The sequence below is a fragment of the Candidatus Kuenenia sp. genome (assembly GCF_039794105.1).
Lineage (GTDB): Bacteria > Planctomycetota > Brocadiia > Brocadiales > Brocadiaceae > Kuenenia.
On record NZ_JBDIWA010000021.1, the window covers coordinates 40,356 to 53,060 of the forward strand.

The window sequence follows — 12,705 nt, forward strand, 5'->3', positions numbered from 1 at the left end:
TGCTTCTTACTAGCCGTCCTTGCGTACCTGTTGATTGGAAAGGAGCAAGCACGTAACGGTCTCCCCAGAAAGAGAATTTTTACCGCAATATACGTGTTCATGGGAATAAATATCCTCGCCGCAACTCTTTGTGCAGTTGCTGGATACTTATCGTCGGATACCAATGCAAGTAGTGAGGCGTATCTTCACGCCGACTATTACTCAGTTGACTACTCTTCCTTTTTCGTGGACTTAACCTCGTGGACTCCAAAAACTCTCGGCCCTGTTGGAATCATCCTGACAGACTTCATTCGAAAGGAACGCACATCCACAAAAGATTACGTTATCCCTTATTTTACAACTGGGCAAAAAGCATCAAATGTGAGCCACTCACCTTTTCGACAAGACCAATATTCCGTAAGAATGATGCGCCAGAACTAACGGGGCAACACTACGGGGAAATATAGGAACACTTCCCTTATTCTCCTACCAGATCAAGCAAAAAATATGGGAAGTGTCCCCCTATACCTCTCCCATCTCGTAAGCCGTTGCATGTGGCAACGGCAACTCTATTCGTAATTTCTTTATCGCAGACATCCACCATACGTAATGCTCCCTGTTCATCAAAATGAGTTAATCGTGTCATGTGTTTAATATCTGCCTCTCTTTATGTGGCATTTTTGATAGAGAAATCTTTTAATATTTGTTTTTACTTTCTCCATTGTGTTTTCATTAACAAAACCAACTAGCTTTATGAATCTTCGTTTATCAAATGAACTTATTTGTTTCGTTTTAATTAAAGAATCTGTCATAAGTCTATTCTGAGTATCTTTTGCCAATAAAATATCAAGTTCTGTTCGCTTAGTTATCTGTGAAGAAATTGGCATTACGGTTAACAAATCGCTGGATTCTATATATTCATCGTTCTGGATAATTAAGGCAGGCCTGACTTTTTTATACTCATGTCCAAAGCTTGGATCAAAATTGACTAACCAAATCTGGCCGTACCGGAAGTTATTCATAAATCTTTCAAATTGAGATAATATTTCAATTCTTCCTCCGAAAGAAAATCCTCGGAAGCATCCTGTATTGCTGATAATTCAACTTCACGTTCCGATGCCTCAAATTCTGTTTCTTCAAACGTCACAATTACCTTAAAATGGGCATTTATTTTCTGTGCGAATTCATCCGGACAATACAGATGTCCATCTGTCAATAACTTACTTTCAAAAACCATTTTTTTCATAAGCGTGTCCTTTTCAATTAAAAAAGTATCCTCTCTATTCTTTCGGTTCATCAAGAAAATATGCCGGATTGTTTCATTTCTACTGGCGGGATATTTTGCAAAAGTCTCAGAAAGAAAAACACAGTCAATGGAATATCTGCACTTTTAGATTTGCAAATGGTTATTTTGCTAACATTTTGCATTTCAAAAATCACAGACCAAAAGTTAATCTCAGTCTTTTATCCAATTCTTGAATAATAGATTTGCTTACCCTTCCTATTTCACCAACGATAATTCTTTTTTCTATGGTAACGAGTTTATCAATTTTAAAGGTAGAGCATTTCTTGAGTCCGGTATCCCCAAAATCCGGATGATTTGTTTCAAGAACATAATCTGTTTCTTTTACAGGTTTAGTAATTCTTGATGAAATAAAGGCTACGACAACATCATCTCCGGTTTTTTTCAGAACTCGAAACAATTACCGCGGGACGTTTTTTTACTGTAGATAAATCCGTAAATGGAAACGGCGTTAATACAATAGTTCCTTTAGTCATTTTTATACTTAACTTTCAAATCATTATCAGAATAAATATCTTCTTCAGGGGCATTTAGAAAATCGAGACTACCACCTGTTTCAGCGATTTTGTATATTTCCTGATGTAATAACTCGTCCTTGTCAGTACCTAAAAAAGTAACTATAACCTCTTGCGGTTCCATAATATTGATCTTTTCGGGTAGCTTGATTTTTTTACCATCAAATAATGCCTTAACAGATATCATAATTATTCTCCTTTAAAATCATTCCGTTAATGTCATCGATGTGACCCCTTTATTCTCCCAATCAACAATGATGCCTTCGGTAAGTTCGAGAATTAAGTATAGTGTCCCTTGAATTGCCAATCACATTCTAGCCTTGACAATGATATCATTAATGATACTATCTTAAAAATGAGCAAGATAAAAGATATTTTAGAACAGATGGTCCAAAGCCCTCATAATGTAAGATTCAATGATCTTTGCGCAGTTTGTGATAATTATTTTGGAGACGCACGTCAAAGGGGAAGCAGTCATCGAGTATATAAAACACCATGGCTGGGCAACCGCGGGTAAATATACAGAATAATAAAGGAAAGGCTAAAGCATATCAAGTGAAACAAGTGCTTATGGCCATTGAAAGATTGGAGATAAATTATGGCACTGAAAAATGATCATTATACTTATAGTGTTACATGGTCGGCAGACGACAACGAATATGTAGGATTATGTGCAGAATTCCCAAGCTTAAGCTGGCTTGCAAAAACTCCTGAGGGAGCATTAAGAGGTATACGCAAAGTTATTGCTGATGTAATAGATGATATGAAAAGAAACGGTAAAGAAATACCAGAGCCAATTGCTAATAGAACTTATAGCGGTAAGTTTATGGTGCGAGTTCCACCAGAAGAACATAGAAAACTTGCGATACAAGCCGCAGAAGCAGGAGTCAGTATAAACCGCCTTGCCAGTGCAAAATTAAGCAAATAATACACGCAGAGACACGCCATGGCGTGTCTCTACTGATTACTAAAATTTAATATACATCCAGGTATCAATAGATGGGTGGCACAGGCATCTTGCCTGTGTGGAATACAGGCAGGATGCCTGTACCACCCTTGCAATAAAATTCATTATTCATCTTCCGAAAACCTTATTTTTTTGACTATATTTACAAAAAATCGGTAATGCACCCGCCATAGAAGAGGGAATTGTAGAAAATATGGACAAAATGCCCATTGTCGATATTCTGCGTGTCGGACTATCCGGTCTATGCTTCTTACTGGAAATATAGGGACACTTCCCTTATTTTCTCACCATATCAAGCAAGAAATATGGGATATGTCCTTAATTCTCCCAGCGTTTCCGTTTTTGATGTACGATTTTAGATTTACAATTTACGATTTTTAAATCGTACTTCGTAAATCGTACATCAAATGCCGTTACGGTTATGAACATTCGGCATGCCGGATTTGTTTTTCAATGCCCGGATTCGCATTTCTTTGAATATTCATATATTTCGTGAAAATTCTCCGTCAACTGCCACCATCCATTTTTAAAAGTAGCGTGGTCTGCGCCTATCATGGCAGACGCAAACCGTATTGAATTCGCATAAAAGAACCATTCTTTCACCCACAACAATTCGAACAACTCATCAAACGGATTCGATGCGTCTGCAAAACCATTATCCCACATGTTTTTCATAAGATTTGTAGTATTTAAAACCATAGTGTCGGTTTCTCTTATTGTTGTATCGAGTTTTTCAAAGTGGCCCATAACCCAGTCGGTGCTATGGCAGCTATTGCATACTTTTTTCATTTCTTTTTTCCGCAGTAATTGTTCTTCTTCATTAATCAAATATTCCGCAGCCGGTTCATTCATAAATGTCACAGGCAAAGGCAAACCATCTTTATTTTTCATTTCATACGTTTTCCCGTTTTTAGGCTGAGGATGTGAATAAATAAGACCAAATATCCTGACCCATAAACGTGAGCCAAAATCATGCGTCCGGGAAACAACTTCTTTACCTTCAGGGGTAACAAGCAAACTATTGTGGCATGCTGCACAGGTAGGGGCTTGAAAATCTTTGCCAACCCTCCAGGGAATGTTTGTCCAATTCCACGTATCCTGTTTTGTAAGAAAAATGTTTCCATGTTTACTTTCACAGTACACTTCAAACGCCGGTATATCCGGTTCGAGGTGGCATTGTGAACATGTATATGGTTTTCTTGCTATTTCAATGGAGAAACTATGCCTTGGGTGACATGCAGTACAGGCGCCGCGACTCCCGTCAGGATTAATCCTTCCTACGCCCTGATTCGGCCAATTCTTCAGGTTGGGAACTTCAATGCTTCCAGTGTTTGTTTGTATTTCTTTCATACCATCCACTGTTATTTCAGCGCCATGGCACGCATAGCATGTTTCCAGTTTTGAATTTTCTGATGGGATTAAACATCGTATTGATTTATCGCCTACTTCTTTTATACCCGGAATCGCATCAACAAATTTTTGGTAAATGGGGTTTTTCCGCAGATTATCCAACGCGTATGCTTTCTTGCTGCCGGAGAATTGTTCGACTTCTACGGCATGGCAGGTCCTGCAATCGTTTGGAGATACAATTACATTGATCCAAAACCCGAAATGCTCAAAATTATCCTTGTGTTGCGAAATATTCTGACTATGACATTCATAACATCCAACGACAACCGGACTAATGTCTTCCGGTATTGTTTGGCTCGAAACCCTTCTCTCTAATACCATTTTTTTAAGGGCGATTTCGGGAGTTATTTTTGAGTGCCTGCTTGTCTTCCAGTCTTCCACAATGCCTGGAGTCACGTTTTTATGACATAATATACATATCTTTGTTTGTTCACTCACCGCATACGGCAAATCATGTTGTGATTTGCCAATAGCATATATTTTTGAAGTAAGAAGAAAAACTGAAAGTAAAAGTAATGCACAAATAGATATCTTTTTCATAGACGCCCCCTTCTATACCTTACGGGTTCACAAAATATGAAATGTAGCGCGAAGAGTCTCTTCGCTCTACAACTGCAACCTTTAAGAAATCACAATTTGTGAACCCCTAAGGTATACTTATGGTTATCATTCAGATGAAAATTGATAATTATTTTTACCCGATTCTTTTGCACGGTATAACGCTATGTCTGCGCTTTTCAATAATGTATTCACGTCTTTGCCATTATCAGGATACTGCGCAATTCCAATGCTGATGGTAATGTTTATCGTGTTGCCGTCGAGCACTACCGGTTGTCTTACCGCTTCAAGTATTTTGTCAGCTACACTTATTATATTGCTTTCATGCTCTACCTGCGTCAATAAAACCGTAAATTCATCACCGCCCATCCTTGCAATCGTATCTGATTTTCGAACAGTCTGGTTTAATCTATACGCAATTTCCCTAAGCAATTGGTCGCCTGTCTGATGACCAAGGGCATCATTGACGTCCTTAAATCCATCGAGGTCAAGAAACATTACTGCAAGCCTTTGCCGGTACCGGTTCGCATTTGAAATGGCCACATACAGGCGATCATTAAATAGCCTTCTATTGGGAAGGTTCGTAATTTCATCAAAATACGCCATGTGCGTAATCACTTCTTGCGTCCACAGATGCTGGACAGCAATGGCATAGAGGATTGCAATACGTTCCAGCAACTGAATATCTTTTCCGGAATAGCCGTTTGCCGCATTACCCACAGCTATCTGCCCTACAATTATCTCGCCGAGCATGGCAGGCGCTGATAAAAAACGCTTTAATGATGCATTCTTATTTAATGACGCCTTCGACCTTGCATCATTTAACGGGTCGTTCGATAGAAGAGGTTTTTTGTTTTCCAGCACCCATCCCCATAACCCCTGGAATTCATCAACCCCGATGTTTTTTTCCGGTATATTAAATATTTTGGAAACTTCGGGTGTTATTGCAGGAGAAACAAAGCTGTTTGTTTGCTTGTCAATATACCCGACATAGCCAACAGGACTGTTTGTCAGACATTTTGCATATTCCAAAACAAGCGCCGACAAACTTTCAATTGAGTTTTCCGGTTTTACCAATGCCTTTGATAAATCTACCAGTGCTGCATTAGCTTTTGCCTCCCATGCAGCGGCTTCTTCCGCCTGTTCAACTTTTAATTGCCGCGTCTCGTATGCACTCAATTTTTGACGCAATATCTTTATCTCTTCAATCAGTTGTTGCTTTGTCTTTATTTCGTCCATACTACCCGCAACATTTGTTTCATCTTTAATGTCCATATGCTGTGAAAACCTCCCCTCCCAATAATCGATTAATTTGTGACTTTATCAGTCCACAGTCGGCAATCGGCAATCGGCAGTCTACGGACTGAAAACCGCTACACGTTCTTATAGCACTTAATTTCAAAATAGTATAATAAAAAAACGGCTTTTGTTCAGCATAAATCGGCAAAATCTGAACCTCCCGATAAGTTGTGGCAGTCTACAGTCTACAGTCGGCAGTCGGCAGTCGGCAAGTTGCAGATTGCAAATTGAGGATTAAGGATTAAGGATTAAGGATTAAGGATTGAGAACTGAGGATTGTTTTCGTGCTTGGTTGGTTCTGGCTATGCCAGCTTAGGAGATAGTAAAAAAGCCCCACATCACACACAGAACAGGGCATGTAGATCATACAATCCCCGTTCCTAGTATGAATGCCAATACAAGCAATAATATCCCGACAATACGTTTGATTGTGCGCATAGTAATTTTCTTTATGAGGCGCGAACCGATAAATGAGCCGGTAAATGCGGTCAAAATAGCCGCCGCAATTAGTCCAAACCCAATCTGTCCACGAATGATATGAATGTTTTGCGAAAAGAATGCAACCCCGTAAACAACAAGCCGCGTTACATCCACCATGACTGCAGAAACAACCATCGTCCCTATGAACGCCTCTTTTTTCAGTCCGATTCGTATTAAGAATGCAGTACGCAATGCCCCCTGATGTCCGGATAATCCGCCAAAGAATCCCGATAGCATCCCACCAATCGGAATATATTTTGGATGGAATGAGAGTGTTTCAAAAGAGGGAGCCAATTCGAGGATTGCAAATATTGCGATAAGAACGGCAATTATCAATTTTAACAAAGTAATAGAAAAGACTTTTCCGGCAAACACATACTCGGCGAGAGGCTGCATGCCACTGAAATAGTGCAGTAATAACGCCCCGACGATAGCCATACCTGATGCGGGAATAGCAAATGTAAGTACTACCCGAATGTCAGCCCTCTTCCCGACCAGCACTACTTTAAATATATTGTTTGCAAGGTGGACGATGGCCGTTGCGCCAATGGCCACCTCCAGGGGGAAAAAAAACGCAAAGGCCGGCATAAGCAGTGTCCCCAAACCAAAACCGGAAAAGAGGGTTAAGGCGGATACTATAAGTGAAACCGTGCAAATTATCAGATAAACCATGTGCTTTCCTTTTTTTTGGCAAAATATTTAATGGTGAAATACGAAATTCTAAGCACGAAATACGAAACAAATTCAAAAATACAAAATCCCAATGAGAAAAACCGGTTTTGAACATTTGAAAATTGAAATTTAGGATTTGTTTCGTATTTAGTGCTTCATACTTCGTATTTTTTATATCGTGCTTGTTTGATTCTGGGTATGCCAGCTTAGGCGTTTTATCCTTACTTCCATCCGGATATTATCACGATAAAGAGTATGCCCAATAAAAATATAGGAGCTCTGATTTTACGATACTTTTCCGGACAGGACAATCTCGCCTCCCGATAAGCAAAATACATCCCCACAACAACAAGAGTTATGCCGATAAAGGAAACCACTGATAACGACATAAGAGACGCCGGAAGAGGGATGACTTTTGAACTTATACCAAGGATAGTATGCAAACCAGGAGGATCTTTTATAGCGCCGGGAAGAAACCCTGCCCACGAGACGAATTTCGCCAACCCCTTGGCCATATGTCCTGCTGAAACAACAACCACAATAGGAAGGGCAAAGAACCGCCAGTTCCTGATAACGGAAGCATCGCTGCCCCCGATGGAATAAACAATGCCAAACAGCGCCCAGAGTAAAACAGGATAGACGCCTATCATCCACATACCTTCCACCCATCCACTGATTTTTCCAAGCCCGACACCGCCTGTAAAATGCTCCGGAAGCCAGAGAAATATGTGCTGTGCAGTTTTCCATTCACTGCATAACTCACCCGTGACAAACCCTGAAACCATTAGAATAAAAAGCGTGACAGGCCAGGATGCGTACTCATCACGTATGTCCGCCGGATGAAAAGGGCGACGCAATATAAGCTGCATATTATCCGGCTTGCACGATTTAATACACTGTCCGCACACAAGACAGTCCCGGTTGCTGTTCAATTTCGGAGGATTTAGTAAACTTGGGCAACTGCGTCCGTACAATTTTGCTCGATTACAAGCCATGATGCAATCCTTGCCGGTGCAGCCACGGCACGCATGTCCTGAACCGGCACGAACGGCAAGCATCCCTCCACGCCCATACGAACTCAAGAGTATCCCTACAGGACAGAATCCCCGGCAAAATGCACGGTCTTTGAAAAAGAAACCCACCAAACCGGCAATTCCCAGCAAACTCCAAAGAAATATGGATGTATATGCAGGAATACGATGCAAATGCGCCCCCGCGATAAAAAGTTGAATCAGGGCATATATGCCAAGGATCAACCAACCTGACCGCAGCCACTTGTTGAGAATAAATTGCCGCATCCTTAGTATCCTTCCAAGTCTTTCTGTTCCATTCGCAATCAATTCCAGTGGGCATACCATACACCAGGCACGCCCGAACAGTACGGCAATCCATACTATAGCGGGCCACCAAAGTCCCCAAATAAGCAGATTGGTAATATTGGTTTTGGCATAAAGTTTATCGTTTACGCCTTCCGGTGCAAAACGCCACCAACCGTTCACTGCCAGGGCAGTAAACACCATGAGCATGATTATCTGGATTATATAGGGAAACCATGCCCAGGAAATGATTGTGCGAATTGCCCTTATTCTCAGGAGATTATATCCATGGTCATTTGATCTGCTCAAGCGAATATTTCCTTCTTTTTCTATGACTTTTTTGATTTTCCGGCATTATATATAGCACAGTGAAACGGAAACTAAATAATATTCAGCAACAAAGAAATGGTATGAACGGGCAAACACTATCAAGCCTTTAACGCTTTTCATTTTCCTCAACAACCTCGTCATAGAGTTCCTTTAGTTTTATCCTTATTTCTTTCAGCAACTTGAGTCCGTCAGCGGTTATTTTGTAATATTTGCGTTGCTTGTGCTGCACTGTCCTGCACGTGCAGGTTAAAAGGCCTGCCTTTTTCATCTTTTCCAACGTCGGATAGAGTGTGCCGGGACCAAGCCTGTATCCATGCCTCCCCAACTCCTCTATCAAGCCGACTCCAAAGACTTTCTCCTTTGAGGCATGATAAAGAATGTGCATCTTTATAAATGCAAGATGAATATCACGTAATAGTGGATCAGCATTATCGTTCATTGATATCTGTATATGATATTGATTTACGATATTTTATCAAGATAAATAATACAATATTTCATCGATTGGTTTACAACATATAAAATATTTTTCGCTTTTCTAAAAAGAAATGCAAGGCAAGCCATTTTATTCTTTTGCATTGAAAATAAAGATACATTTTGTTATTTATTTCAAAGACCGTAAAAAATATTTTATTTTTTAGACGTTTTCATATTATAAGCTCTGTGTGGGTTTGGGAGGAAGCATGCCCTCCTTTGGTTAAGCACCGGGGTTTGCGGTTATGAGTATCAACAAAAAAACTATACGTTTATGTCGCATTTAAAATAGGCGCCTGTTATAATTATTGGGTATGTTGCGATTATTTTTACATGGTGGCCTGTCACCTCCTTCGCCGGATTACGACGATGTGTGTTTGGACAATTTTCCCCTATTGTTATTTCCCTTATTGTCTTTCAAATAAATTTTTAAAACGTAATTTCCACAGGGTCATTCATAAAGGTATGAAATGTCAGAATCTTTTAATGAACTTAACAAGGAATTGCAAGGGTTTATTTCCCGGCAGAAGATGTTTTTTGTTGCGACTGCCCCTGAAAATGGCAATATTGCTATTTCTCCAAAATGCATGGATACATTCAGGTGTTTAGACCTCAAGACGATTATTTACCTGGACTTGAAAGGCAGTGGGAATAATACCGCTATGAACATACAAGAAAATGGCAGAATGACGATGATGTTCTGCAGCTTTGACAAAGATCCCATGATACTTCGTTTATATGGGAAAGGCGAGGTGGTCCGGCAAAACGACGTGAAGTGGAGCGAATACTACCGGCATTTTCGGCATATTCATGGGAAACGCCAGATTATCCTGCTTAAAATAGATTCAGCACAGACTTCCTGCGGTACCTCTGTTCCTGTTTATGAATTTAAAAGGGAACGGTCAAAGCTGAATGCGTGGGCAAAACTTAACATTATGGAGATTGGCAAACAAAAAGTAAGTAAATTCTTGAAGACATATATAGTCTAAAATTTGTACTGCTATTTTTTCTGAATAGTTTATGTGGTGTGTGGAACAACTCCCTAAATCCCCCTTGTGGAGTTGCTGAAGGCATGAAAATAGTCATTAGTCATTAGTCATTAGTCATTAGTCATTGGTCATTGGTCATTGGTCATTGGTCAAATTCCGACTGCCGGCTGGTGAAAATAGTACAGATAATTAAAATCATTTTAAACTACGAAAGGAGTATCGCATGGTAAGAGCACGGGCGCGTCATATTCTGGTTTCAACTCAACAGGAATGTGAAGATATTAAATCAAAAATTCAAAATGGAGAAGAATTTGCAACAATGGCCCAGCAGTATTCGCAATGTCCATCAGGCAAACAGGGAGGAGATCTTGGAGAATTCGGACCAGGACAAATGGTTAAGGAATTTGATCAGGTAGTATTCAGGGATGAAGTTGGAAAAGTTCACGGACCAATCTGGACGCAATTTGGCTACCACCTTATAGAAATTACCAGTCGAACTTAATTCGTTAAAACGTAGGAAAGAGGATGCACAATGCAAAGCGAACACCATGCCCTCGCAAATGAATTTCCTGAATTTCGGGACAAAATCCATGACATGAAAATGTCTGACGAACACTTTCAAAAACTTTTTGATGAGTACCACAAACTCGATCGGGAGGTGTACCGTGTTGAATACGATATCGAACCACGGTCGGACACTGCGCTTGAAGAACTAAAAAAACGCAGGCTCGCTTTAAAAGACGAGCTTTACAATATTCTAAAACATAGTGTTTCTTAATCATGAGTACAGCAAAATCATCGAAAATAAAAGAATCCTCCCCCTATACACCTCTTTAAGGCGCTTCCTTAAAGGGTCCACCATCTGTAAATATTTACATTGTGATATAGGGGGAGCACAAAGAGACGCATGCAATGCGTCTCTACAGAATCATTTCAAGGTATCCAGAGAGATGTTATTTTCCCGGGGAACAGGCACTGATAACACCAAAAAAGGGAGAAATGCATGCGTGTACGATGCAAGGATTATACCAGAAGGGATTTTCTTAAGGGAGCGGCAGGAACATTTGCCCTAAGCACTTTTCCTACCATTTTTACCAGTTACGGAGACCTTCAGCAAAAAAAACACTCCGTATACATTAAAAAATATACCACTTACGACAAAAACGACTTTCAACAACTTAAAAACTGCATTGGGGAAATGGTTGCATGCCTGTATCAGATTAATCCCTTTTTTTCGTATGGAGATAAAATATCCCTTAAAATAAATCTTGTTGCAACCAAAGATTGTCTCGACCTGCCTGCTGGCGATACGTACGTTACAAATCCTTTGGTGGTGAAGGCGCTTGGAGAGGTATTGCTTGATCTTGGCGCTGGTTCATTATTTATCGTTGAAGGCTCCACACATCCATCAAATACAATGGAGGCATTCACGGAGCTTGGATATGACGTAATTGCCTCTCAACTCAAAGCAACATTGATTGATCTGAATAAGGCAGATCCTTATCCCGATTTCACTCAGGTAGACATTGAAAGAGGGCTTATTTACGACTCTATCGCGGGGAACAATCATCTTGCCGAAACAGATTGCCTTATCACCGTCTCAAAATTAAAAGTCCACAGTTCGGCAGGAGTTACCCTGTCTTTGAAAAACATGATTGGTCTGTTGCCCATTCAAAAATATGGAATAAATGGAACCGGCGCACGCATGCAGTACGTACACTCTCCCGACCAAAGAACTCAAATCCCTTATAATATAGTGGATATTGCAAGGGCATTTCCGGTTGATTTTGCGGTTATTGACGGCATATCTGCCATTGATAAGGGCGAGGGTCCATGGGTAAAAAACATCTCTTACGTAACTCCAGGGGTATTGATAGCGGGCGATAATGCAGTTGCAGTGGATAGTATAGGAACCGCAATAATGGGGTTTTCCCCGGAAACGGCTTACCCCTACCCGCCATTTGTGAATTGCTACAACCACATACAACTCGCAAACAGTTACGGCCTTGGCTCTAATAATTTAAATGACATTGCCGTTTTGGGAGAAAAGGTAAAAGATGTAATGTACCCTTATACCCCTCCGGATCAACAGAGAACTACTACAAAATCCTATCATTAAACCGGAACCAAACAAGCAAGCAAGAAATAAAAAATACGAAATTCGAAGTACGAAATACGAAACAAATTCCAAATTCCAAAATTCCAATGAAAAAACCGGGTTTTGAACATTTCCCCGGCTCGTTCCCAAACTCCTGGTTCACAAATGTAGTTGAATATCTTAACCGTTTAACCCTGTCAGGGTTGTTTCATTCATATTCAGATTAAGCATACAAATAATCGCTGCTATATCTCTGAAACAAAAAAGTAACCGTAGTGTTTTTTTACATTTTCTCTACCTTAACGGCGCACACCT

At 40.3% G+C, this 12,705-nt stretch carries 15 protein-coding genes and 1 pseudogene; 6 read left to right on the forward strand and 10 right to left on the reverse strand.

Annotated elements, in window-relative coordinates; all coding sequences use genetic code 11:
• Nucleotides 1-457 precede the first annotated feature (457 nt).
• The 5 genes from ABJL82_RS10925 to ABJL82_RS10945 form a co-directional block, all read right to left on the reverse strand.
• Nucleotides 458-625, reverse strand: coding sequence for a hypothetical protein (locus ABJL82_RS10925; protein WP_347274730.1), 168 nt, complete (start codon nt 623-625; stop codon nt 458-460).
• A 4-nt stretch (nt 626-629) separates the two neighbouring features.
• Nucleotides 630-1,001 (reverse strand): type II toxin-antitoxin system PemK/MazF family toxin, encoded by a 372-nt coding sequence (locus tag ABJL82_RS10930; RefSeq protein WP_347274731.1) that lies wholly within the window; start codon nt 999-1,001, stop codon nt 630-632.
• On the reverse strand, nt 998-1,276 hold the full coding sequence (locus tag ABJL82_RS10935; protein WP_347274732.1) for a hypothetical protein: 279 nt from the start codon (nt 1,274-1,276) through the stop codon (nt 998-1,000). The genes ABJL82_RS10930 and ABJL82_RS10935 overlap by 4 nt, the downstream gene beginning before the upstream one ends.
• A 139-nt stretch (nt 1,277-1,415) precedes the next feature.
• Nucleotides 1,416-1,682: a type II toxin-antitoxin system PemK/MazF family toxin gene (locus ABJL82_RS10940; RefSeq protein ID WP_347274733.1), complete on the reverse strand. Its 267-nt coding sequence runs from the start codon at nt 1,680-1,682 to the stop codon at nt 1,416-1,418.
• A gap of 68 nt (nt 1,683-1,750) precedes the next feature.
• Nucleotides 1,751-1,984: a hypothetical protein gene (locus ABJL82_RS10945; RefSeq protein WP_347274734.1), complete on the reverse strand. Its 234-nt coding sequence runs from the start codon at nt 1,982-1,984 to the stop codon at nt 1,751-1,753.
• Nucleotides 1,985-2,152: 168 nt separating this feature from the next.
• Between ABJL82_RS10945 and ABJL82_RS10950 the strand changes: the two are divergent.
• Together ABJL82_RS10950 and ABJL82_RS10955 are read left to right on the forward strand one after the other, a co-directional pair.
• Nucleotides 2,153-2,412 (forward strand): annotated as a pseudogene (locus ABJL82_RS10950) (toxin HicA).
• On the forward strand, nt 2,396-2,725 hold the full coding sequence (locus ABJL82_RS10955) for a toxin-antitoxin system HicB family antitoxin (protein ID WP_347274735.1): 330 nt from the start codon (nt 2,396-2,398) through the stop codon (nt 2,723-2,725). Before ABJL82_RS10950 ends, ABJL82_RS10955 begins: the two are co-directional and overlap by 17 nt.
• 489 nt (nt 2,726-3,214) lie before the next feature.
• Here the strand turns inward: ABJL82_RS10955 and ABJL82_RS10960 are convergent, their stop codons facing one another.
• From ABJL82_RS10960 to ABJL82_RS10980, 5 genes are all read right to left on the reverse strand, one after another.
• On the reverse strand, nt 3,215-4,714 hold the full coding sequence (locus ABJL82_RS10960) for a multiheme c-type cytochrome (RefSeq protein ID WP_347274736.1): 1,500 nt from the start codon (nt 4,712-4,714) through the stop codon (nt 3,215-3,217).
• Nucleotides 4,715-4,840: 126 nt separating this feature from the next.
• On the reverse strand, nt 4,841-6,007 hold the full coding sequence (locus ABJL82_RS10965) for a sensor domain-containing diguanylate cyclase (RefSeq protein WP_347274737.1): 1,167 nt from the start codon (nt 6,005-6,007) through the stop codon (nt 4,841-4,843).
• A gap of 387 nt (nt 6,008-6,394) precedes the next feature.
• On the reverse strand, nt 6,395-7,183 hold the full coding sequence (locus ABJL82_RS10970; RefSeq protein WP_347274738.1) for a sulfite exporter TauE/SafE family protein: 789 nt from the start codon (nt 7,181-7,183) through the stop codon (nt 6,395-6,397).
• Between the two features lie 221 nt (nt 7,184-7,404).
• Nucleotides 7,405-8,808, reverse strand: coding sequence for a 4Fe-4S binding protein (locus ABJL82_RS10975; protein WP_347274739.1), 1,404 nt, complete (start codon nt 8,806-8,808; stop codon nt 7,405-7,407).
• Between the two features lie 127 nt (nt 8,809-8,935).
• Nucleotides 8,936-9,268 carry a PadR family transcriptional regulator gene (locus ABJL82_RS10980; protein WP_347274740.1) on the reverse strand — a complete coding sequence of 111 codons (333 nt, stop codon included), beginning with the start codon at nt 9,266-9,268 and terminating at the stop codon, nt 8,936-8,938.
• Nucleotides 9,269-9,773: 505 nt separating this feature from the next.
• On the opposite strand from ABJL82_RS10980, the gene ABJL82_RS10985 reads away from it, so the two are divergent.
• The 4 genes from ABJL82_RS10985 (at nt 9,774) to ABJL82_RS11000 (ending at nt 12,411) form a co-directional block, all read left to right on the forward strand.
• A complete protein-coding gene (locus ABJL82_RS10985) occupies nt 9,774-10,292 on the forward strand; it encodes a pyridoxamine 5'-phosphate oxidase family protein (protein WP_347274741.1) in 519 nt (172 codons plus the stop codon).
• 223 nt (nt 10,293-10,515) lie between these two features.
• Nucleotides 10,516-10,794, forward strand: a complete 279-nt coding sequence (locus tag ABJL82_RS10990; protein WP_347274742.1) for a peptidylprolyl isomerase — start codon at nt 10,516-10,518, stop codon at nt 10,792-10,794.
• Between the two features lie 30 nt (nt 10,795-10,824).
• The gene (locus tag ABJL82_RS10995) at nt 10,825-11,070 is read left to right on the forward strand and encodes a YdcH family protein (protein WP_347274743.1); all 246 of its coding nucleotides are present in this window, start codon (nt 10,825-10,827) and stop codon (nt 11,068-11,070) included.
• A 225-nt stretch (nt 11,071-11,295) separates the two neighbouring features.
• A complete protein-coding gene (locus ABJL82_RS11000; RefSeq protein ID WP_347274744.1) occupies nt 11,296-12,411 on the forward strand; it encodes a DUF362 domain-containing protein in 1,116 nt (371 codons plus the stop codon).
• Nucleotides 12,412-12,705 lie beyond the last annotated feature (294 nt).